Genomic DNA, 21318 nt, shown 5'->3' on the forward strand with positions numbered 1-21318 from the left:
ACCCCGCTTCACCAGGAGGCTCCCCCGTGCCTCGTCCGATCCAGCGCGCGTCCCGTCCCCTCCGTCAGGCCCTCGCGGCGTCCGCCCTGGGCGGTGTCCTGCTGCTCAGCGGCTGCGCCACGGTCGTCCAGGGCGCTGCCGCAGCCGACCCCGCCCCGCAGCCCACCCAGGGCCGGGGCGCCGATCCCGTCGCGTGGGTCGACAAGGTGTGCGGCGCCGTCCTGACCTACACCACCCCGGTGCTCGCGCAGCCCCAGTTCGACGGCGCCGACCTGCCGGCCATCAAGCAGCGCCTCTCGGACTACCTCTCGGCGAGCCAGACCGGCCTGCAGCAGAGCCGGGACCAGCTCGCGAAGGTGGGCGCCTCGCCGGTCGGCGGCGGGGACGACACGGTCGCCCGGGTCACCGCGGGCCTGGAGAAGCTCCAGGGCGACATCGGTGGGGCGAAGGCGAAGGTCGACGCCGCCGACCCGGCGAACGTGCAGGGCTTCCAGGCCGCGCTCGACGACACGCAGAAGAGCCTGCAGCAGGTCACAGCGCCGGACACCCTCGGCGACCTGAAGACCTCGCCGCGCCTGGACAAGGCCGCCCAGCAGGCCGGCAACTGCACCAAGCTCGCCGCGCTCGCCCAGCCCGCCCAGAGCACCGCTCCCCCGGCCGCCACGCCGCCCCGCTAGGGAGAGTCCGGCCCGCGCCCGATCGGGCGCGCCCTCTCGCCTCCGATCGAACGCATGTTCTATCGTGCGCGGTGTGCCCCAGCTCTCGCTGTTCTCCGCGGACGCCCGGCCGCCCCGGCTCGGCGACCTCGCCGGGCTGCTCTGCGGGCCGGGCCGGATCCTGCGGTTCGGCGAGGGCCTGACGGCGCGGATCAGCGTGGACGTGGCGGACGCGGCGCGCGCGGCCGCCGTCCGGGGCGCCGCGGCACCCTTCGGGATCACGTTCGAGCCGGGCGCGCGCACCTGCGCGGGCCGCGAGCTGCGCACGGCATACCGACGGGACCTGGCCTCCCTGGCCCTGACGTGGACCGAGGCGCGCCGCAAGGCGGTCCCCGAGGGGTTCCAGCTCGACGGCACCGCGCTGCGGCTGTGGGCCGTCGCCTCGGGCCGCGGGGACGGGCGGGGCGGCTACCTGCTGCCCCTGGATCCGGCGGCGCCGGAGACGCACGCACCGCTGATCGCCGCCGCGACCCGGCTGGGCCTCCCGCCGGCCCGGATCAGCCTGCCCGCCTGCCCGGCCTGCCGTGCCCGGGCCGACCTCGAACGCGCCGGACCCGAACCCCCGCCGGGCCGCCGCATCGACCTGACCGACCGGGCGGAGTCCGACCCCACCGACCCCACCGACCACGCGGACGGCCGGGAGACGGCCGTGGGGGAACCCGCCGTCGTCACCACCTGTCGTCCCCATCATCTGGCCCTCGCCCCTCCCGACCCGCGGGAATGCCCGGCCGCGGGGCCGGCGTTGCGCCTGTCCGGGGCCCGGCGGATGCATCGTCTGGTGGAGCTCGTGGGTCCGGCACCCGACGGCGTCGATCCGGCCGAATGGCCCAGGCACTGGGGCCGATCCGCGGGTTGACGACCCGGTTACGCTCGCCACTCGTCCGACGGGCACCCTGTCGTGTGACAGATGCGACACCCGTGGGCGATGTGCGAACGTGGCGGCGGAGCACGGTCGGCGGGCAATACTGTCGGCCCCGGGTCCGACGGGAATGGCACAGTTGGCCGTGAGATGACGGCCGATGTGCCCTCCCGGGACGAGAGGACCGGAATGCGGCTGCGACCGGTGCGGTACCGGTAGGTGGCCGGAGGGATGGAGTAGGACCAACGTGGCAAGCCGAACGACGAGCACCGGGACCGACGAGCCCGCGGAGACCTCGGAGTCCCCGCAGGAGGCCGCCGGTACCCCGACGCGCCGCAAGAGCGCGGCCGGAGGTGGCCGTCGCAACGGCACGTCGACCCCGAGCGCGAACGGCGGGCGCGTGCGCCGGCTGGTGATCGTCGAGTCGCCGACCAAGGCGAAGAAGATCCAGCCCTACCTCGGCAACGACTACGTGGTCGAGTCGAGCGTCGGCCACATCCGGGACCTGCCGCGCGGCGCGGCGGACGTCCCGGCCAAGTACAAGGGCGAGCCGTGGGCCCGCCTGGGTGTGGACGTCGACAACGAGTTCCACCCGCTCTACGTGGTCACGCCGGAGAAGCGGTCCAAGGTCTCCGAGCTGAAGGACCTGCTCAAGGACGCCGACGAGCTCCTCCTCGCGACGGACCCCGACCGCGAGGGCGAGGCGATCGCCTGGCACCTGCTGGACACGCTGCGCCCGCGGATCCCGGTCCGCCGGATGGTGTTCCACGAGATCACGGAGACGGCCATCCGCGCCGCCGCGGAGAACACCCGCGAGCTGGACCAGGACCTGGTCGACGCGCAGGAGACCCGCCGGATCCTGGACCGGCTCTACGGCTACGAGGTCTCCCCCGTGCTGTGGAAGAAGGTCATGCCGCGGCTGTCGGCGGGCCGGGTGCAGTCGGTGGCCACGCGGCTGATCGTGCAGCGCGAGCGGGAGCGCATGGCGTTCCGCTCCGCGGGCTACTGGGACATCGCCGCGACGATGGATGCCGGGGCGGACGCGACCCCGCGCCAGTTCGGCTCCCGCCTGCAGTCCGTCGACGGGCTGCGGGTCGCGACCGGCCGCGACTACGGGCCGGACGGCAAGCTCAAGTCCCGCAGCGAGGTCCGTGAGATCAACGAGGCCGAGGCACGGCGCCTGGTCGAGGCCCTCGCGGACAGCTCGTTCACCGTCTCCTCGGTCGACTCGAAGCCGTACACGCGCAAGCCCTACGCGCCGTTCATGACGTCGACGCTGCAGCAGGAGGCCGGCCGCAAGCTGCGCTTCTCCTCGGAGCGCACGATGCGCAGCGCCCAGCGGCTGTACGAGAACGGCTACATCACCTACATGCGTACGGACTCGACCACGCTGTCGGAGTCCGCGATCCAGGCCGCCCGGGCGCAGGCCCGCGAGCTGTACGGGGACTCCTACGTCCCGTCGGCGCCGCGGCAGTACACGCGCAAGGTCAAGAACGCCCAGGAGGCCCACGAGGCCATCCGCCCCGCCGGCGACACGTTCCGCACGCCGGGGCAGGTCGCCCGCGAGGTCGACGGGGACGACTTCCGCCTCTACGAGCTGATCTGGCAGCGCACCGTCGCCTCCCAGATGGCCGACGCGCGGGGCACGACCGTCTCGATCCGGATCGACGGGGCCGCGGCGACCGGCGAGCAGGTGACCTTCGCCAGCTCCGGCCGGACGATCACGTTCCCCGGCTTCCTGAAGGCCTACGTCGAGACCGTCGAGGACGAGTCGCCGGACCAAGCGGACGACGCCGAGTCCCGGCTGCCGAACCTCACCGAGGGCCAGGCGCTCACCGCCGCGGCGCTCACCCCCGAGGGCCACACCACGAACCCGCCGGCACGGTTCTCGGAGCCGAGCCTGGTCAAGCAGCTCGAGGAGCTGGGGATCGGCCGGCCGTCGACGTACGCGTCGATCATCAAGACGATCCAGGACCGCGGGTACGTCTGGAAGAAGGGCGCAGCACTCGTCCCCTCGTGGGTGGCGTTCTCGGTCGTCGGGCTGCTCGAGCACCACTTCGGGCGGCTCGTGGACTACGACTTCACCGCCGCGATGGAGGACGAGCTGGACTCCATCTCGTCCGGCAACCTGACCCGCAACGCCTGGCTGAACAGCTTCTACTTCGGCGACGGGGCCAGCGCCGAGGGCTCGGTGGCGAAGGCCGGCGGGCTGAAGAAGCTCGTGGGCGTGAACCTCGAGGAGATCGACGCCCGCACGATCAACTCGATCCCGCTGTTCACCGACTCGAACGGCCGCGAGGCCGTGGTCCGCGTCGGCCGCTACGGCCCGTACATGGAGCGCCCGACCGACGAGGTCGACGCCGAGGGCAAGCCGAAGACGCAGCGCGCCAACCTGCCCGAGGACCTCCCGCCGGACGAGCTCACCGAGGAGATCGCCGAGCAGCTGTTCTCGGTCCCCCAGGAGGGCCGCTCGCTGGGGACGGACCCGGTGACGGGGCACGAGATCGTCGCCAAGGAGGGCCGCTACGGCCCGTTCGTCACCGAGCTGCTCTCCGAGGAGGAGGCGGCCGCGGCGAAGAAGGCGAAGACCAAGCCGCGCACCGGCTCGCTGTTCAAGGACATGACGGTCGAGACCGTCACCCTGGACGACGCGCTGAAGCTGCTCTCGCTCCCGCGCCTGGTCGGCAACGACCCGGAGTCCGGGGACGAGATCACCGCGCAGAACGGCCGCTACGGCCCGTACCTGAAGAAGGGCACGGACTCCCGCTCGCTCACCGGCGAGGAGCAGCTGTTCACGGTCACGCTCGACGAGGCGCTGGAGATCTACAAGCAGCCCAAGCAGCGCGGCCGCCGCGCCGCCTCGGCCACCCCGCCCCTGCGCGAGCTGGGCAAGGACTCCGCCACGGACAAGCCGATGGTGATCAAGGACGGCCGCTTCGGCCCCTACGTGACGGACGGCGAGACCAACGCCAGCCTGCGCAAGGGCGACAGCGTCGAGGAGATCACCGACGAGCGGGCCAGCGAGCTCCTCGCGGAGCGCCGCGCCAAGGCCCCGGTCAAGAAGAAGGCCCCGGCCCGCAAGTCGCCCCCGAAGACCACCACCCGCACGGTCTCCAAGCGCAAGTCCCCCGCCAAGTAACCCTGTGAGTGGCGATAGTCGCTCCGGCGACTATCGCCACTCACGAGGTCAGAGCAGGGCGCGGACGGCGGTGGAGAGGGCCTTGCCGTCCGCCCGGCCCTCCGCGGCGGCCGTGGCCTTCTTCATGACCTGGCCCATCTGCTTCATGCCCGGCTTCTCGCCCGTCTCCGCCTCGAAGTCCGCGACCGCCTTCGCCGCCAGGGCGCTGAGCTCGTCGGCGGTCAGGGGCCGGGGCAGGTAGCGGGCCAGGATCTCGCCCTCGGCGGTCTCCTGGGCGGCCATCTCGGTGCGGCCCGCGGCGCTGAACGCCTCGGCGGACTCCGCGCGCTTCTTGGCCTCCTTGCGGATCACGCCGAGCACCTCGTCGTCGGAGAGCTCGCGCTGCTCCGTGCCCGCGACCTCGGCGGTGCCGATCGCGGTCAGGGTCAGCCGCAGGGTGGCCTTGACCAGCTCGTCACGGGCCTTCATCGCCGCGGTCAGGTCGCTGCGCAGCTGCTCCTTCAGGGTGCTCACAGGCGTGCACGCTAGCCGACGCCCCCCGCGTCGTACCCTGGGATTCGTGAACAGCCTCGCTCGCCTGGCCCTCGGCGCCGTCACCACCGGAGCCGCGGGGATCGCGTACGCGGCGGGATACGAGCGCCGCCGCTGGACGCTGCGCGAGGCCACGCTGCCGGTGCTGCCCGAGGACACCCGGCCGCTGAGGATCCTGCACATCTCGGACCTGCACCTCATGCCCGGGCAGGAGAGCAAGAAGCGCTGGGTCGCGGAGCTCGCGTCCCTCGACCCAGATCTCGTGGTCGACACCGGCGACAACCTCGCGCACCCCAAGGCCGTCCCCGGCGTGCTCGCCGCACTCGGCCCGCTGCTCGGGAAGCCGGGCCTGTTCGTGTTCGGCAGCAACGACTACTTCGGCCCCACCCCGAAGAACCCCGCCCGCTACCTGCGCAAGGACGAGCGGCGTTCGCACGGCGAGCCGCTGCCCTGGCGGGACCTGCGCGCGGCCTTCGTCGAGCGGGGCTGGCAGGACGCCACGCACCAGCGCCTGTTCCTCGACGTCGACGGGCGCCGGATCGGTGTCGTGGGCGTCGACGACCCGCACCTGTCCCTGGACCGCTACGACGGCGTCTCCGGCCCGATGACGGCCGACCTGAGGCTCGGGCTGACCCACTCCCCGGAGCCCCGGGTGCTCGACGGCATGGCGACGGACGGCGTCGACCTCGTGCTGGCCGGCCACACGCACGGCGGGCAGCTGCGGCTGCCCGGGTACGGCGCGATCGTCACGAACTGCGGGATCGACCGCTCCCGGGCCCGCGGGGCCTCGCGCTGGGGCGCCCACACCTGGCTGCACGTGTCCGCCGGCATGGGCACCTCGCCCTACGCCCCGGTGCGCTTCGCCTGCCCGCCGGAGGCCAGCCTGCTGACCCTGGTGCCCCGCCCGGCGGTCCCCCGCGCGGAGAGGGCAACCCCCGCGCGGCCCGCGGAATCGGTCAGGTAGAGTTCTCCACGGCTCGCAGGAAGTTCGGTCGAGCCTTCGGGGTGTGGCGCAGCTTGGTAGCGCGCTTCGTTCGGGACGAAGAGGTCGCAGGTTCAAATCCTGTCACCCCGACAGCAAAGGCCCAGGTCAGCAGACCTGGGCCTTCGTCGTTCCCGGGATCAGGTCTCGCAGGCCACGCCGTCGCCGTCCCGGTCGAGGGCCTTGCGGTAGCCCGGGTCGCCGACGTGCAGCGGGGCGGCGCCCGCGTTCTTCGCGGCGGTGCAGTTGGCGTAGTAGGCGCTCGACGCCGCCGGAGCCTCCGGGGTGGCCTCTCGCACCGGGGCGGCGGGAGCGGCGACCCGGGTCTGCGGGGCGGAGACCAGCGGGCGCGGCGCGACGGGGGCCGCCGGCTCGGCCACGGCGGCGGGCGCCGGGGCGATGACCGCGACGGGTGGGGCGTCGGCCTCACCCAGCACGATCGGGTCGGTCGCCGAGGCCCGCGCCCCGGCGGGCGGCAGCTGGGTGGTCACCGTGCCGGCCGCGACGCCCGCCACCGAGCCGGTCGACGGGCCGAGCGTCACCACCGTGAAGCCGGCGGCGGTGAGGGCCTGCCGGGCCTGCGCATCGGTCATCCCGACGACGTTCGGCACGGCCAGCAGCACCGGCGCGGGCTGAGCCACGACGGGAGCCACGACCGGCGCCGCGGCAGGCACGACGACCGGTGCGGGCGCGCCGGCCGCACTGACGATCCCGACGACGCTCATCACCACGCAGAGCACGGTGCCGATCATCCCCAGCACCAGACCGGCCCCGCTGCGACCGGCGGTGGCCGCCCGGCCGGTCCGGAACCGCGCCCGTCCGGCCCGGGACAGGAGCAGCGCGGGCACGGTCACGACCAGCCCGAGGATCGGCACCCAGCCGGCCGCCAGCCCGATCAGGCCGAGCACGAACCCGGCCGTGGCCTGCGGGTTGCCGGCGCGGTCCGGGCCGGTCGGCGCGGGCGGGGTCCACGGCTGCGTGCTGGTCATCGGGTGCCTCTCCTGGTGCTCTCGGGGTGCGGCGCACCTCCGAACAGCCCATCGGGAAGCGTGAGCGACCCATTACGGCACGTCATCAGTCCTGGGGAGCAACCCCTCGGGCGGCGACCGGCGCGCGGCGGGAGCGCAGGATCGCCCAGGCCACGATCAGGCCCGCGACGACCGTGAGCCCGAGGCCCGAGATCGTGATCGCCTCGCGGAACTCCCCGGTCTGCTGCGGGCTCCAGTCCGAGGTCGCGATGCTGCCGGTGAACAGCACGGCGAGGACCGTGCCGGTGGCGGCGATGCCGATACCCGTGGTGACCTCGCCGGCCGTGTCGACGAGGGCGGCGCCGATCGTCGTCCGGTTCTCCGGCAGGCCGCGGAGCACGTTCGTCCCGGCGACCACGCCGACCACCCGCAGCCCGGCCGCGACCAGGACGAGCGCGAGCGCGATCCACACGTAGCCGAGGCGACCGAACAGGCCGTAGACGGCGAGGCCTGCGACCACCGCGCACGAGCTGAGCCAGGCCGCCTTCTCCAGGCCGACCCGCTTCACCAACGGCGTGACGACCGCGCCGCCGGCGACGAGCACCACGACCTGCGGCAGCATCCCGAGGGAGGCGAGCGCCGGCGGCCATCCCCAGTCGAGCTGCAGCTGCAGGGTGACCAGATAGCCGAGCGAGGCGATGGCCAGGCCGGCCGCGGCCTTGAACGCCAGCCCGCTGGAGACGAGCGGGCGGGCGACGAGCGCCAGGTCGAGCAGGGGATGGCGGGCCGTCCGCTCCCGCACGACGAAGAGGGCCCCGGCCAGCCCGGCCGCGGCGGTCGCCGTCCACGGTGCCCAGCTGCCGGCGCCCTCGTTCACGAACAGCGTGGGCGCGACCAGCGCGAGGAGGATCGTCGCCGTGCCCAGCACCGCCCCGGCGACGTCGACCGGGTCGCGGTGCAGGCCGGCCGGGTCGTCCGCGGCCACCCCGAACCGGACGCCGACGAACGCGAGCGCGGCGATCGGCACGTTGACCAGCAGCAGGACCTGCCAGGGCGCGACCGCCAGCACGAGGCCGCCGGCCGTCGGGCCGATGGCGAGCCCGACCAGGCCCACCGTCGAGATGACGTTGATCGCCCGCACGCGCAGGCCGTCCTCGGTGAACAGCCGGAAGGCCAGCGCCATGGAGCCCGGGGTCGTCATCGCGGCGGCGACGCCCATCGCCACCCGCACCGCGACGAGCTGCTCGGCGGTGGTGACGAACGCCGTCGCCAGGCTCGCCGCGCCCAGCAAGACCAGGCCGACCAGCATGATCCGCCGCCGGCCGGCGCGGTCGGCGAGCGCACCGAAGGCCAGCATCAGGCCCCCGAACACCACGGAGTAGGCGCCGGTGACCCACTGCAGGCCGGTGGTCGAGGCGTGCAGCTCGCGGCCGATGGTGGGCAGTGCGACGTTGAGGATGGAGTTGTCGAGCATCTCGAAGAGGAACACCGCGGAGAGCCCTGCCAGGGCGATCCACGCCTCGCGCAAGGATCGGGGTTCGGTGAGCATGTCTCTAAGTTAATCGACTAAACTTAGTGACACAAGGGGAACGGAGGGACGGATGCCCCGGACGGGTGCACGAGGAGGACCGCAGACGCGGGCGCGGATCGCGGAGGCGGCGGCCGCGCTGTTCCTCGTCCGCGGGTTCGACGAGGTGACGGTCGCCGAGGTCGCCCGGGAGGCCGGCGTCTCGAGCGTGACCGTGTTCAAGCACTTCCCGCGCAAGGAGGATCTCTTCCTCGACCGCTCCGACGAGGCCGTCGACTTGCTGCGCGCCGCGGTGCGGGACCGGACCGGCGACGTCCTGGGCTCCCTGCGCGCCACCACGCTCCGGCTGGTCGAGGAACGACACCCGCTCTCCGGCGTCGACGAGCGGTCGCTCCCCTTCTTCCGGACGGTCGCGGCCTCGCCTGCCCTGATCGCGCGGGCCCGGGAGATCGCGGCGGACCTGCAGCGGACCCTCTCCGAGGAGCTCCGGGACGATCCCGGGTTCGACGGCGACGGGCCGCTGCTCGCCGCCCTCTTCCTCGCCGGCTACGCCACGGTGACGGTGGAGACCGCGCGCCGGATCGTCGCCGGGGAGGCGCCGACCACGGTGGTGGCGGACCACCGCGCCCGCTTCGAGGTCCTGTTCGACGCCCTCACCCGGACGGGAATCGAGCGGCGGGCCGAGGGCACGGGGTCCGTGTGAGTCCGCCGGGCGCCCGACCGGGGGCGATCCCCACTCGCGACCGGGGTTGAGCTGCGCAGAGAGTGGGGCGGACACCCTGGCGCCGGGGTGTCCGATCGGCGAGTATCAGCTGCGGTAACGGACGGACCGTCCCGAACCGAGAGTTGGACGACGGAAGGCGCCGAGGCTCTTCCCCGAGCCGGGAGGCACCCGATGACGACAGGTCAGGACCCGTACGCGGAGGGCAACCGACCCCAGGACGGGCAGTGGCAGGCGCAGCAGGGCGCGCCACAGCAGCAGTGGGGCTACGACCCGCAGACGGGCCAGCCGGTGCAGCAGCAGTGGTCGGCCGAGCAGCAGCAGTGGCCGGCCCAGGGCGGGCAGCCGTGGGCCGCCCAGCAGCCCGGCCAGCAGCAGTGGCCGGCGCAGCAGAACGCCCAGCAGCAGTGGCCCGCGCAGCAGGACCACCAGCAGCAGTGGCCGGCTCAGCAGGACGCCCAACAGCAGTGGCCCGCGCAGCAGGCCCAGCCCGCCCAGCAGGAATGGCCCCAGCAGAACCACCAGCAGCAGAACCCGCAGCAGTGGCCCGCCGCCCAGCAGGGCCAGCAGCAGGCCTGGAACTCCGGGCAGCACCAGGCCCAGCCCGGCTGGACCCCCGAGCAGCAGCAGTGGGCCGCCCAGCAGCAGAACCAGTACCCCCAGCAGAACCAGCAGCAGTGGGGCGCACCCCAGTACGGCGGCCAGCAGTACCCGCAGCAGAACGGCGCCCCGCAGTTCGCGGCGCAGCAGACCTGGACCCCGACGGCGCCGAAGGCCACCGGCCTCCCGATCGGCACGATCCTGACCGCCGTCGCGGGTGTGCTCGCCGTAGGCGGCACCTTCCTGCCCTGGGTCTCCGCGAAGGTCCCGTTCCTCGGGGGTCTCTCCTTCAACGGCCTGGACGTCGACCACGGCGTCTTCGCCCTGGTCGCCGGCATCCTGCTGCTGATCGTGGCGGGGCTGCGCTTCTTCCTGCCGCAGGCGGCACTGGCACTGCGGATCGCCGCCGGTGTGTTCGGCGCGGTCGCTGCGGCGATCGCCGGGCTGGCGTTCATCGGGTACAGCCAGGGCGTGTCCGACGCGGGCGAGTTCTCCGACGCCGTGTCGGTCGGTCCCGGCCTCTACGTCCTGGTGGTGGGCGGCGTGATCGGTATCGCGTCGGCGATCGTCAAGCGCTGACACCGGGCGGCGGCTCACGCACCCAGAGCCGCCTCGAACCCGTCCAGCAGCATCGTCAGCCCGAGGTCGAACTCAGCGCCGAACGCGTACCCGGGCTGCATCACGTGCTCGCGACCGAGCCGGGTGAGGTGCGGGAACTCGCCGTCGGCGAAGCTCGACATGATCGACTCGGCGACCGCCGTCGTCTCCGCGCCGGGGCTGAACGGCAGGCTCGCCTCCTGCAGCGCGAAGCCGTAGAGATAGCTGTCCAGGATCGCGAAGGCGCTCGCCGCGAGCGGCACGGGGAAGCCCGCGCCGAACAGGCAGCCGAGCACGGCGTCGTGGTGCCGCAGCGTCGCCGGGCCCGGTGAGGAGCGGGACTCCATCAGCCCGATGGACCACGGGTGCCGCACGAGCACCTCCCGCGCCGAGCCGTAGCGGCGGGTGAGTGCCGCCCGCCAGTCCGGCCCCGCGGGCAGCGCGATCTCGGTGAAGACGGCGTCGACCATGCCGTCGAGCAGCGCGTTCTTGTTCGCGACGTGGTGGTAGAGCGACATCGCCTCCACCCCCAGCTCCGCGCCGAGCCGCCGCATCGTCACCGCCGCGAGCCCGTGCGCGTCCGCCAGGGCGACCGCGACCCCGAAGATCTGCGCGCGACCGAGCGCCACGGGAACCTCCTTGACCAGCCTTACGTTGTCAGGCCATCCTGGCCGTACTTACAGCGTAAGGGAGACGACATGCGCGCGATCGTGCAGGACCGCTACGGGGACGCCTCGGTGCTCCGCCCCGCGGAGATCGAGAAACCGGAGCCGGGCGAGGGCGAGGTCGTGGTCCACGTGCACGCCGCCGGGCTCGACCGGGGTGCGTGGCACCTGATGGCCGGGCTGCCCCTGCTCGTGCGCCCCGCCTTCGGCCTGCGCGCGCCGAAGGAGCCCGTCCGCGGCCGGGAGTTCGCCGGACGGGTCGAGGCGATCGGCGCCGGCGTCACCGGCCTCGCGCCGGGCGACGAGGTGGCGGGAGTCGGCGAGGGTTGCTTCGCCGAGCTGGCCAGGGCCCGGGTGGACCGGATCGCCCCCGCACCGGCCGGGCTCGGTCCCGTGGACCTCGCCGCCCTGCCGATCTCGGGCCTGACCGCGCTGCAGGCGGTGCGCGACCAGGCCCGCGTCGAGCCCGGGCAGCGGGTGCTGGTGATCGGGGCGTCCGGCGGTGTCGGGAGCCTCGCGGTGCAGATCGCGAAGGCCCGCGGCGCCCACGTCACCGGCACGGCGAGCCCGGGCAAGCTCGATCTCGTGCGGGAGCTCGGGGCCGAGCCGATGGACCACACCCGGCCCCTGACCGGCGTCTACGACGCGGTGCTCGACGCCGGCGGCCACCGCCCGCTGCGCCGGCTCCTCCCGCTCCTCACCCCCCGCGGAACGCTCGTGATCATCGGCTCGGAGCCCGGCGGTCGGCTCCTCGGCGGCACGGACCGGCAGCTGCGCGCGCTGCTGCTGAGCCCGGTCGTGCGGCGCCGGCTGCGCAGCTTCGTCTCCTCGGAGAACGCCGCCGACCTGCGCGAACTGTTCGCCCTCGCCGAGGCGGGGACGATCCGGGCCGTGGTCGGCGAGACGCTGCCGCTCGACGAGCTCCCCGAGGCGATGCGCCGGATGGTGGCGGGCGCGACCCGGGGAAAGGTCGTCCTCGTTCCCTGAGCGTCACCGTCCATACACCCGTCCCATACGGGCGTTCCGATCGTCGATAGGGTGGTCCGTCATGGGACATCGCGAGGACCTTCTCGACGGCGCGGCGGATTGCCTGTACCAGAAGGGTTTCGGCCGGACCACGGCTCGGGACGTCGTCGCGGTGTCCGGCACCAACCTCGCCTCGATCGGGTACCACTTCGGGTCCAAGGAGGCACTGCTCACCGAGGCCGCCGTGCGGGCCACGGGCAAATGGGCGGACACGCTCGACGGCGCGCTGGCGCGGGTGGATCCGGCGGGATCGCCGCAGGAGCGGGTCGAGCAGACCTGGCGGGCGATCGTCGACCTCCACGACACCGACCGGAAGACCTGGGTGACCTACGTCGAGTCCCTGGCCGAGGCGGCCCGCTCGCCCCGCCTGCAGGAGGCCCTGGTCGGCGCGCAGCACGAGATGCGCGAGGAGCTGGCCTCGATGTTCCACGCGCTGCCGGAGGACCCGGCCGAGGCCGACCACCGCACCCGCGTGCTCGGCGGGCTCTACCAGGCACTGCTCACCGGGCTGATGGTCCAGTGGACCGTCGACCCCGAGAACGCACCGACCGGCCCGGAGATCGCCGAGGCCCTGGGGATGCTCGTCAACTCCCCCGAGCTCGTCCGCTAGTTGTACTGCCCTGAGAGGTTGGGAACGCGGCTGGCGGGTGGGTGGCCGCCGATGCCGGTGTGTCTGCGGTGGTGATTGTAGAAGTGCAGCCACCCGGGTAGATCAGCTCGGCGGTCGCTCTCACGCTGGTAGGGCCGGGCGTATGCCCACTCCTCGAGCAGGGTGCGGTTGAACCGCTCCACCTTCCCGTTAGTTTGCGGGCGGTAGGGCCGGGTGCGTTTGTGGACGACATCAGCGCTGGTCAGGGCGTCGCGCCAGACGTGAGAGCGGTAGCAGGAGCCGTTATCGGTCAGCACCCGACGCACCGCGATGCCGCAGGAGTCGAAGTAGGCCTGGGCTCGGGCCCAGAACCCGACCGCGGTGATGGCCTGCTCGTCGGCGTGGATCTCGGTGTAGGCCAGTCGGGAGTGGTCATCGACGGCGTTGTGCAGGTAGGCGTAGCCGACGCCGCGTCGGCGGTCACGGCGTCCGGCGGCGCGGCCCAGGACGCGGTGCCCGCCGCCGTCGGGGATGTTGCCGAGTTTCTTGATGTCGACGTGGACCAGGTCGCCCGGGGCGGGGTGTTCGTAGCGGCGCACCGTCTTGCGGATCATGGCGCCGGTGGCGCGGTCGAGCTCGGCCAGGTGCGCCATCCGATAGCGGCGCAGCACCGCGTGCACGGTCGAGGCGGCCAGCCGCAGCAGGCTCGCGATCCGGGCCGGGCCCCAGCGTCTGATGACGCGGACCTTGATGATGCGTCGCTCGATCCGGGTCGGGGTCCGGCGCGGGCTGTGGTGCGGGCGGCTGGAGCGGTCGGTCATGCCGGCCTTACCGTGGAGCCGGTAGCGGTCGGCCCAGCGTTTGGCCGTGGACACCGAGACCTGGAACCTGTCAGCGGCCGCGCGTAGCGACCATTTGTCGACCACGACGCACAGGGCCAGGCGCAGCCGGCCGGTCTCAGACAGCGGGGCGTTACGGTGGGTCATGAGGGCCTTCCAGGTCACGGGGTAGATGTCGCAATCCACACCGGACCTGGAGGCCCTCACCTACATCAAGATCATCCCGCCCGTGTCGCCGTACTCAACCTCCGTGGGCAGTACAGCTAGTCGCGCCTCGGGCGTCCGATACCGAAGGAGTAGAGGACGCCGAGCACCACGAGCGGCAGCAGGTTCCACACGAACCAGGGGTAGACCGACTCCCCGTTGGTGACCGAGACGAGCCCCCAGATCACCACGTTGAGCACCATGATCGATGTGAAGATGATCGTCAGCACCTTCATCGCGGTGCCGCCGCCGGTGTCCGAGAAGACGCCCGGCCGTTGCCTCGCGACGGGCGCGGGGGTGGTGGCCCGGCGCTCGGGCAGGTCCCGGACCAGGTGCGCGAGATCGCCGCGGGTCTTCGCCGCCCACAGCTGTCTCGAGCGCTCGTCGAACTCGTCGAGATCCAGCAGGCCCTCGCCCTGGGCCCACTGCAGATGGCGCCCGACCACGGTGCGGTCGGCGTCGGAGACCCTCATGTCCTGGGGACGCACCGGCTCGTTCACCCGCTCATCGTCCCAGCGCGACGCCCGTCACGGATCAGGGTTTCCCCCGATACGCGATCGGGCAGGATCTCCGGTGTGACCACGCACCCCGCCGCCCCCGTCCCCGAGCGGCTCTTCGACGACGAGCGGGAGCAGCGCTGGCGCGCCCGCTTCACCGCGGTCCGCATGTCCCGCCCCGCCTGGGCCCTCGACGCACCGGACCGCAGCGTCTACTCGTCGAACGCCAGCGGCACCACCCAGGTGCACTCCTGGGACCGGTCCACGGACCTCCACCGCCAGGTCACGACCCGCCCGGCCGGGACGTACTACGCCACCGTGACCCCGGACGGCGAGCACATCTGGTGGTTCTCCGACACCGACGGTGACGAGTTCGGGCACTGGGTCAGCGAGCCCTTCGCCGGCCCCGCGGAGCCCGTGAACCCGCTGCCCGGCGTCGAGGACGGCTACCCGGCCGGCCTGGACATCGGCCGGGAGACGGTCGCCGTCGGCACGTCGACGGACGACGGCACCTCGGTCTGGGTGCGGCGCGGCGACGGTCCCGTGGCCCGGGTCTACCAGCACAGCGAGGACGCCGGCGTCGGCGGCCTGTCGGAGGACGAGACGCTGCTGGCGATCTCCCACTCCGAGCACGGCGACTCGCGGCATCCGGCCCTGCGCGTGCTGACCCTCGACGGCGAGACGGTCGCCGAGAAGTCCGACGGCCCGGGCAAGGGCCTCAACCCGATCTCCTTCTCCCCCGTCCGCGGGGACCAGCGGCTGCTGGTCGGCCACGAGCGCCGCGGCCGCGAGGAGCTGCTGATCTGGGACGTCGCGGCGGACACCGAGCGCGAGCTCGCGCTGGATCTGCCCGGCGAGCTCGACGCCGACTTCTACCCGGACGCCTCGGCCCTGCTGGTCTGGCACACCCACGCCGCCCGCACCCGTCTGTTCCGCTACGACCTCACGAGCGGTGCGCTCACCGAGCTGGGGACCGCGCCGGGCTGCATCGGCTCGGCGGACGTGCGGCCGGACGGGACCGTCGAGTACACCGCCTCCTCCGCCGCCGTCCCGTCCGCGGTGCGCGCGCTGCACCCCGACGGCACGGACCGCAGCCTGCTCACCCCGCCCGGCGAGCCCGCGCCCGGGTCGGTGCCGGTCGCGGACCTGTGGGTCGGCGAGGTGCACGCGTTGATCGCCTCCCCGCCCGGGCCCGGCCCGCATCCTGCGGTGTTCTCCCTGCACGGCGGCCCGCACGCCGCGGACGAGGACCGCTTCAGCGCCGCCCGCGCCGCCTGGGTGGACGCCGGGTTCGCCGTCGTCGAGATCAACTACCGGGGCTCGACGGGCTACGGCTCGGCCTGGCGGGACGCGATCGAGGGACGCCCGGGGCTCACCGAGCTCGAGGACGTCGCAGCGGTGTACGACGCCGTCGTCGCCTCGGGGCTGGTCGATCCCGCCCGCTGCGTGGTCGAGGGCTGGTCGTGGGGCGGGTACCTCGCGCTGCTGGCCGCCGGGACCCAGCCCGAGCGCTGGGCCGCGGTGATCGGCGGGGTGCCGGTGGCGGACTACCTCGCGGCGTACGAGGACGAGATGGAGCAGCTGCGCGCCTTCGACCGCGCCCTGTTCGGGGGCTCGCCCGAGGAGGTGCCCGAGACCTACCGGGTGGCGTCGCCGCTCACGTACCTCGCCGAGGTGCGGGCGCCGGTGCTGGTCCTCGCCGGGGAGAACGACCCGCGCTGCCCGATCCGCCAGATCGACAACTACCTCGACGGCCTGGCCGCCCGGGGCGACCTGCCCTACGAGGTGGCCCGCTTCGACGCCGGACACGGCTCGCTCGTCGTGGCCGAGACCCTGCGACACATCGGCACGGAGATCGACTTCGCCCGCCGCGCCCTGGCCGGGATCACAGTTCCCGGCGAGTAGCGGTCATCTCCCCGTCACGATCATGTAACGCGCCGCGGCCACGATGGGGGTGAATCGGCGAGGAGGCGGTTTCGGTGGCGCTCTGGCGGATGCACGTCGAGCTGGAGGATCGGCCGGGCCGGCTCGGTGAGCTGGCCGCGGCGATCGGCCGGGCCGGCTGCAACATCCTGTCCCTGCACGTGGTGGGCGAACCCGCGGGCGACGGATCGGTCACGGACGAGCTGCTCGTCAAGATCCCCGAGCAGGTCGAGCCCGCGAGCGTCGTCGCCGCGGTCGAGCAGGCCGGCATCCCGTGCACGCTCCTGGTGCGGGCGGACGCGGCCGAGCTCGCCGACGGCGCGACGACCGCGCTGGCCCTGGCCCGGATGGTCGCGGCGGACCCGGGCAGCGCGCCCCAGGCCGTCGCCACGCTGTTGCGGGCCCGGATCGTCGATCCCGGCGCGCCCGCGGCCGGTGGCCACGTGCACACCCTGCGGGTCGGGAGGTCGACGGTGCACCTCGGCCGGGCCTGGGCGTTCACCGCCACGGAGCTCTCCCGCGCCGCGGCCCTGCTGGAGCTGGCCGCGCAGCTGTCGCTGACGGGCTCGCCCTCGCGGCTGGTCGCGCAGCTCGACCCGGTCCTGCTGCTGCGCGACGGGTCGGAGGTCCGGCTGCGCACCGCCGTGCCCACGGACGCCCCGCTCGTGGCCGCCCTCAACGCGCGCTGCACCCCCGAGAGCCGCAACGGCCGCTTCCTCTCCGCCGCCCCGCGGCTCGACGAGGAGGAGCTGAGCCGCCTGGTCGGCCCGGACGCGCGGCGGCGCACCCTGCTGGCGGTGACCCCGGACGGCGGGAGCGCAGTCGGGATGGTCGACGTCGGCTGGCGCCGAGGCGAGCCCGCCACCTTCGCGGTCCTGGTCGAGGACGCGTGGCAGGAGCGGGGCCTGGGCACGGCCCTGGTCCGGCGGGCGGCGGAGATCGCCACCGAGCAGGGCTGCGACGAGATCCTCGCGACCACCCACGGCCGCAACATGAAGCTCACCCGCCTGCTCCGCCGCGCGGGGATGCGCCCCACCGCGGAGCTCGCCCCGGAGGGCCTTCTCGAGGTCCGCGCCCGCCTCCTCGCCCCGGTCCGGACCGCCGCGCCGGCCTCGCGCTGATCCCGCCTGCGGCGAGTGTCCGCAGCTCAGCCCGGGTCGGCGAGGATCATCCCGCTCGGGCAGGAGCGTGAGGACGGCCTCGGGCGGCCGCCCGACGACCGCCCGGTCACCGACGATCACGATGGGCCGCTCGATCAGCACCGGATGGGCGGCCAGCGCGTCCACCAGGGCGTCCCGGTCGGCGCCGGCGAGGCCGAGCTCCTTGTAGATCTTCTCGCCGGTGCGGACGATCGCGCGCGGGTCGTCCGTGCCCAGCAGCGCCAGGACCCGCTCGATCTCCGCCCGGGACGGGGCCTCGTCGAGGTAGCGGACCACGGTCGCGTCCACGCCGCGCTCCTCGAGCAGGGCCAGGGCACCGCGGCTCTTGGAGCAGCGCGGGTTGTGCCAGATCGTCGCGTCCACGGGCCCAGTGTCCCAGCCGGCTCTCCCGGCCGGCATAGCCTGGCAGGATGCCGATCCCGGATGAGGGCCTGCTGGTGTTCGACGGCGAGTGCGGCTTCTGCACGCGCAGCCTCGGCTGGCTGCGGCTGCTCGACCGGGGCGCCCGCATCACCTCCCTGCCGCTGCAGGCGCCGGGAGTGCCGGAGCGGGTCGGCGCCACCCGCGAGGCCTGCAAGGCCACGCTGCATTTCGCCGCGGAGGGCCGGGTGCTCACCGGCGCCGCAGCCGTCAACGCCGCGCTGGCCGTGGCCCTGCGCCATCCGCTGCCCGAGCGGCTCTACGCCCGCACCACCGCGCTGCAGGACCGGGTCTACACATGGGTCGCCCGCAACCGGGGGCGGCTGCCGGGCACCTCGCCGTGGTGCACCCGGCACCCGTCCGTCTGCTGAAAAGTCCGACCTGAAGACACGCTGAGTGACCGCGCCGTGCGCACCGCGCACTCGGGCAGACTGAACGGCGATGAGCGAATCCTCGACACCGCGCCTGCGCGACGCACCGACCTCGCGCGGCGAGGGAGAGCGTTGAGCGCGCCCCCGAGCCACCCGTCCGTCCCCGCGGCCGACCGCGCGGACGAGCCCCCGCCTGCCCGCCCCGCACCGACGCGGCGGCGCCCCTCGCTGACCGCACGGCTGGTGATCGCCGCGCTGCTCGGGCTCGCCCTGTCCGTGGTCGTCCTGCCGGACCGCTGGTTCGGGCTGGACCAGTACAGCCCGTTCGCGCAGCTGGGCGCCTTCCGCCCGATGGCGTTCCTGGCCGTCGCGGCACTGGTCGTCGTACTGGGCCTGATCACGATCAAGGTGAGGATGCTCTGGCCGTTCACGGCGGCGGCGCTCGCCCTGGCCCTCACCTCCGGGGCCTTCCTGCTGCCCCGGACGATCGCCGACCCGGTACCTGCGGGCGGTTCGACCCTGAAGGTCCTCTCCTACAACGTCTACGAGGGCCGGGCGGACGTGACCACCCTGGCCGCGCTGATCCACGCCGAGAAGCCGGACCTGATCGCCCTGCCCGAGGCCGGTGAGCGCTTCCGTCAGAAGCTGGCCCCGCTGATCGAGGACCTCGGCTACCGCTCGCGCTCGTCCGTCACGACGAGGCAGCCGGACGTCTCGGGGGTCACCGTGTTCACGGCCGCCCGGCTGGGCGACGTGCAGTTCGAGGTGGCCCCGTCCGACGTCACGTTCCGCTCGGTGACGGCCACCGGCGGGGCGCTCGGCGACCTGCGGTTCGTCGGCTTCCACTCGGTGGCCCCCACGCCCGGGTACGGGGTGGGGCAGTGGAAGGAGGACCTGCTCGGCGTGCAGCAGTGGTGCGGTGCCACCACTCCCACGATCGTCGCCGGCGACTTCAACGCGACGTTCGACCATTCCGTCATGCGTGAGGGCACGGCGGGCTGCGGCGACGCCGCGTCCCAGGCCGGTCAGGGGCTGACCTCGAGCTGGCCGACCTGGGCGCCGCGCTGGGTGGGCCCACAGATCGACCACGTGCTCGGGACTTCGGGGATCGCCGCCGAGTCGTTCGCGGTGGAGGAGGGGGCGGGCAGCGACCACCGCCCGATCCTCACGACCCTCCGGGTGCCCTGACCGGCCAGGACGGCAGCCGGTCCTCCTTGACGACGCCCGCGGCGTTGAGGAAGCCGGCTGCCATCCGGTAGAAGCCCACGAGCAGCACCAGCTCGCACAGCTGCGCGTCGGTGTAGTGCTCGGCGAGCTCCCACCAGGTCGCGTCCGTGACGTCCGCCTCGGCCAGCACCTCGTCCGCGAGCCGGAGCAGCGCCGCGTCCACCTCGGACCACTCGCCGCCCGTGGCGATGCGCTCGATCTCGGCGTCGGTGAGGCCGGCGTCGCGGCCGATCAGCACGTGCTGCGCCCACTCGTACTCGCAACCGCTGCGCCAGGCGGTGCGCAGCACGACCAGCTCGCGCTCGCGGGCCGGCAGGTCGCCGCGGGTGAGGAAGAAGCCGCCGAGCACGTTGAACCGCTTCATCATCCGGGGATGGCGCGCCATCGTCCGGAAGATCGCGAGCGGGACGCCGTCGCCGCCGGTCAAGGTCTTGGCCAGTGCCTCGGCGACCTCCGGTGCCGGCTCCTCGACCGGGGCGACCCGGGGTGCGGACGCGTGCGGGTAGGGCATCAGCCGACCACCTTCGACTCGCGCAGCGCGGCGATCGCCGCGTCGTCCAGGCCCAGTCTGGTACGCAGGACCTCGTCCGTGTGCTCGCCCAGACCGGGCAGCACGGCCTCCTCCTGCCCGACGAGCGACGACGCGACCTTGATCGGGTTCCCGACGGTCCGGATCGTGCCGAGCTCGCGGTTGTGCGTGTCCTGCCGCATCCCCCTCGCGGTGACCTGGGGATCGTCGAGCAGGTCCTCGGTGGTGTTGACCGGGGCGGAGGGTACCCGGGCGGCCTGCAGCGCGGCGACGGCCTCGGCGCGGGTGCGCGTGCGCGTCCATTCCTCGACGGCCGGCCGGACCAGCGTCTCGTGCGCCTTCGACCGCTGGTGCCCGGTCCCGAGATCCGGGTGGTCCACCAGGTCGGGGCGGTCGATGCACTCGCAGAGCGCGGCCCACTCGCGGCCGTTGAGCACCGCGACGATCACGTAGCCGTCGGTCGTCTCGAAGGGGCCCCACGGCGACTGCAATGCGTACTGCCCGCGGCCCATCGACTCGCCGAGGTGCTCCTGGTAGGCCATCGGCAGGTCGTTCATCAGCAGGGACGCGTCGAACATCCCGATGTCCACGCGGGTGCCCTCGCCGGTGCGGTCGCGGTCCCGCAGCGCGACGAGGGTGCCCGCGAAGGCGCAGGTGCCGGAGAAGATGTCCGACATCGCGAACCCCATCCAGGCCGGCGGGCGGTCCTTCTCCCCCGCCAGGTGGGTCAGCCCGGCCATGGCCTCGGCGATGATCGCGTAGGCGGGCAGGTCCCGGTACGGGCTGGGCAGCACGTCGTCGTGCCCGAAGCCGCTGATCGAGGTGTAGACGAGCCGGGGGTTCAGCTCGTGCAGCCGCTCCCACGGAAACCCCAGCCGGGCCAGGACGCCGGGGCGGAAGTTCTCCACCAGCACGTCTGCCTGTGTGACCAGCTCGGCGAGGATCTCCGTGCCGCGCTCGGACTTGAGGTCCAGCTCGACGCTCTTCTTGCCGCGCGTGAACCGCAGGATGTTCAGGTTCGTCGCGCCGCCCGGGCCGTGGAGCTCGTAGCCGGCCCTGCGATAGGTCTCACCGCCCACCGGCTCGATCTTGATCACGTCGGCGCCGAAGTCCGCCAGCATCATGCTGGTGACGGCCCCGCTCACGATCTGCGTCAGGTCGACGACGGTCACGCCGTCCAGTGCGGACACCCGAACTCCCATCCAATGAGCGCTACGCTTGCCAGAT

General features: G+C 73.5%; 20 protein-coding genes, 1 tRNA gene and 1 pseudogene. 13 read left to right on the top strand and 9 right to left on the bottom strand.

What is annotated here, in order from left to right; translation table 11 throughout:
* Positions 1-26 precede the first annotated feature (26 nt).
* From ABD324_RS29390 to topA, 3 genes are all read left to right on the top strand, one after another.
* Positions 27-677: a hypothetical protein gene (locus ABD324_RS29390; protein ID WP_344424372.1), complete on the top strand. Its 651-nt coding sequence runs from the start codon at positions 27-29 to the stop codon at positions 675-677.
* Between the two features lie 73 nt (positions 678-750).
* Entirely contained in the window at positions 751-1572 is an 822-nt protein-coding gene (locus ABD324_RS29395; RefSeq protein ID WP_344424375.1) for a hypothetical protein, read from the top strand.
* Positions 1573-1975: 403 nt separating this feature from the next.
* A complete protein-coding gene (topA, locus tag ABD324_RS29400; RefSeq protein WP_344425497.1) occupies positions 1976-4714 on the top strand; it encodes a type I DNA topoisomerase in 2739 nt (912 codons plus the stop codon).
* 48 nt (positions 4715-4762) lie between these two features.
* Here the strand turns inward: topA and ABD324_RS29405 are convergent, their stop codons facing one another.
* On the bottom strand, positions 4763-5227 hold the full coding sequence (locus tag ABD324_RS29405) for a GatB/YqeY domain-containing protein (protein WP_344424378.1): 465 nt from the start codon (positions 5225-5227) through the stop codon (positions 4763-4765).
* 46 nt (positions 5228-5273) lie between these two features.
* Between ABD324_RS29405 and ABD324_RS29410 the strand changes: the two genes are divergently transcribed.
* Together ABD324_RS29410 and ABD324_RS29415 are read left to right on the top strand one after the other, a co-directional pair.
* A complete protein-coding gene (locus ABD324_RS29410; RefSeq protein ID WP_344424380.1) occupies positions 5274-6209 on the top strand; it encodes a metallophosphoesterase in 936 nt (311 codons plus the stop codon).
* Between the two features lie 37 nt (positions 6210-6246).
* Positions 6247-6320, top strand: a tRNA-Pro gene (locus ABD324_RS29415).
* 47 nt (positions 6321-6367) lie between these two features.
* On the opposite strand, the gene ABD324_RS29420 is transcribed toward ABD324_RS29415, so the two are convergent.
* Positions 6368-7216: an excalibur calcium-binding domain-containing protein gene (locus ABD324_RS29420; protein WP_344424382.1), complete on the bottom strand. Its 849-nt coding sequence runs from the start codon at positions 7214-7216 to the stop codon at positions 6368-6370.
* Positions 7217-7301: 85 nt separating this feature from the next.
* Positions 7302-8744 (bottom strand): MFS transporter, encoded by a 1443-nt coding sequence (locus tag ABD324_RS29425; protein ID WP_344424384.1) that lies wholly within the window; start codon positions 8742-8744, stop codon positions 7302-7304.
* 52 nt (positions 8745-8796) lie between these two features.
* On the opposite strand from ABD324_RS29425, the gene ABD324_RS29430 reads away from it, so the two are divergent.
* Together ABD324_RS29430 and ABD324_RS29435 are read left to right on the top strand one after the other, a co-directional pair.
* Complete coding sequence (locus ABD324_RS29430) at positions 8797-9426, top strand: TetR/AcrR family transcriptional regulator (RefSeq protein ID WP_344424386.1); 630 nt, start codon at positions 8797-8799, stop codon at positions 9424-9426.
* Between the two features lie 192 nt (positions 9427-9618).
* The gene (locus tag ABD324_RS29435; RefSeq protein ID WP_344424388.1) at positions 9619-10623 is read left to right on the top strand and encodes a hypothetical protein; all 1005 of its coding nucleotides are present in this window, start codon (positions 9619-9621) and stop codon (positions 10621-10623) included.
* Between the two features lie 14 nt (positions 10624-10637).
* On the opposite strand, the gene ABD324_RS29440 is transcribed toward ABD324_RS29435, so the two are convergent.
* Positions 10638-11270 (bottom strand): TetR/AcrR family transcriptional regulator C-terminal domain-containing protein, encoded by a 633-nt coding sequence (locus ABD324_RS29440; protein ID WP_344424391.1) that lies wholly within the window; start codon positions 11268-11270, stop codon positions 10638-10640.
* 69 nt (positions 11271-11339) lie between these two features.
* Between ABD324_RS29440 and ABD324_RS29445 the strand changes: the two genes are divergently transcribed.
* Positions 11340-12293: an NAD(P)-dependent alcohol dehydrogenase gene (locus ABD324_RS29445; protein WP_344424393.1), complete on the top strand. Its 954-nt coding sequence runs from the start codon at positions 11340-11342 to the stop codon at positions 12291-12293.
* 61 nt (positions 12294-12354) lie between these two features.
* Complete coding sequence (locus ABD324_RS29450; RefSeq protein ID WP_344424396.1) at positions 12355-12942, top strand: TetR/AcrR family transcriptional regulator; 588 nt, start codon at positions 12355-12357, stop codon at positions 12940-12942.
* On the opposite strand, the gene ABD324_RS29455 is transcribed toward ABD324_RS29450, so the two are convergent.
* A complete protein-coding gene (locus ABD324_RS29455; RefSeq protein WP_344424399.1) occupies positions 12939-13907 on the bottom strand; it encodes an IS481 family transposase in 969 nt (322 codons plus the stop codon). The two genes, ABD324_RS29450 and ABD324_RS29455, sit on opposite strands and share 4 nt — an antisense overlap.
* 116 nt (positions 13908-14023) lie before the next feature.
* On the bottom strand, positions 14024-14464 hold the full coding sequence (locus ABD324_RS29460) for a DUF1707 SHOCT-like domain-containing protein (RefSeq protein ID WP_344424402.1): 441 nt from the start codon (positions 14462-14464) through the stop codon (positions 14024-14026).
* Between the two features lie 75 nt (positions 14465-14539).
* Here ABD324_RS29460 and ABD324_RS29465 point away from each other — a divergent pair, with 75 nt between their 5' ends.
* Positions 14540-16366 (top strand): S9 family peptidase, encoded by a 1827-nt coding sequence (locus tag ABD324_RS29465; protein ID WP_344424405.1) that lies wholly within the window; start codon positions 14540-14542, stop codon positions 16364-16366.
* 74 nt (positions 16367-16440) lie between these two features.
* Positions 16441-17505, top strand: a complete 1065-nt coding sequence (locus ABD324_RS29470; protein ID WP_344424407.1) for a GNAT family N-acetyltransferase — start codon at positions 16441-16443, stop codon at positions 17503-17505.
* Positions 17506-17577: 72 nt separating this feature from the next.
* On the opposite strand, the pseudogene arsC reads toward ABD324_RS29470, so the two are convergent.
* A pseudogene (gene arsC, locus ABD324_RS29475) lies at positions 17578-17943 on the bottom strand (arsenate reductase (glutaredoxin)); the annotation flags it as partial.
* 11 nt (positions 17944-17954) lie between these two features.
* Between arsC and ABD324_RS29480 the strand changes: the two are divergent.
* Together ABD324_RS29480 and ABD324_RS29485 are read left to right on the top strand one after the other, a co-directional pair.
* The gene (locus ABD324_RS29480; RefSeq protein WP_344424410.1) at positions 17955-18335 is read left to right on the top strand and encodes a thiol-disulfide oxidoreductase DCC family protein; all 381 of its coding nucleotides are present in this window, start codon (positions 17955-17957) and stop codon (positions 18333-18335) included.
* Positions 18336-18467: 132 nt separating this feature from the next.
* The gene (locus ABD324_RS29485) at positions 18468-19523 is read left to right on the top strand and encodes an endonuclease/exonuclease/phosphatase family protein (RefSeq protein ID WP_344424412.1); all 1056 of its coding nucleotides are present in this window, start codon (positions 18468-18470) and stop codon (positions 19521-19523) included.
* Here ABD324_RS29485 and ABD324_RS29490 read toward each other — a convergent pair.
* On the bottom strand, positions 19501-20073 hold the full coding sequence (locus tag ABD324_RS29490) for a carboxymuconolactone decarboxylase family protein (protein WP_344424416.1): 573 nt from the start codon (positions 20071-20073) through the stop codon (positions 19501-19503). The genes ABD324_RS29485 and ABD324_RS29490 overlap by 23 nt on opposite strands.
* Positions 20073-21281 carry a CaiB/BaiF CoA transferase family protein gene (locus ABD324_RS29495; protein ID WP_344424419.1) on the bottom strand — a complete coding sequence of 403 codons (1209 nt, stop codon included), beginning with the start codon at positions 21279-21281 and terminating at the stop codon, positions 20073-20075. The genes ABD324_RS29490 and ABD324_RS29495 overlap by 1 nt, the downstream gene beginning before the upstream one ends.
* Between the last annotated feature and the right edge of the window lie 37 nt (positions 21282-21318).

It is taken from the genome of Pseudonocardia ailaonensis, from assembly GCF_039531635.1.
Lineage (GTDB): Bacteria > Actinomycetota > Actinomycetes > Mycobacteriales > Pseudonocardiaceae > Pseudonocardia > Pseudonocardia ailaonensis.

Excerpts from the sequence above, each read along its gene's own strand:
- ABD324_RS29430 (WP_344424386.1), top strand. The coding sequence starts at position 8,797 with ATGCCCCGGACGGGTGCACGAGGAGGACCGCAGACGCGGGCGCGGATC.
- ABD324_RS29455 (WP_344424399.1), bottom strand. The coding sequence starts at position 13,907 with ATGACCCACCGTAACGCCCCGCTGTCTGAGACCGGCCGGCTGCGCCTG.
- ABD324_RS29450 (WP_344424396.1), top strand. The coding sequence starts at position 12,355 with ATGGGACATCGCGAGGACCTTCTCGACGGCGCGGCGGATTGCCTGTAC.
- ABD324_RS29435 (WP_344424388.1), top strand. The coding sequence starts at position 9,619 with ATGACGACAGGTCAGGACCCGTACGCGGAGGGCAACCGACCCCAGGAC.
- ABD324_RS29420 (WP_344424382.1), bottom strand. The coding sequence starts at position 7,216 with ATGACCAGCACGCAGCCGTGGACCCCGCCCGCGCCGACCGGCCCGGAC.
- ABD324_RS29445 (WP_344424393.1), top strand. The coding sequence starts at position 11,340 with ATGCGCGCGATCGTGCAGGACCGCTACGGGGACGCCTCGGTGCTCCGC.
- ABD324_RS29480 (WP_344424410.1), top strand. The coding sequence starts at position 17,955 with ATGCCGATCCCGGATGAGGGCCTGCTGGTGTTCGACGGCGAGTGCGGC.
- ABD324_RS29490 (WP_344424416.1), bottom strand. The coding sequence starts at position 20,073 with ATGCCCTACCCGCACGCGTCCGCACCCCGGGTCGCCCCGGTCGAGGAG.
- ABD324_RS29425 (WP_344424384.1), bottom strand. The coding sequence starts at position 8,744 with ATGCTCACCGAACCCCGATCCTTGCGCGAGGCGTGGATCGCCCTGGCA.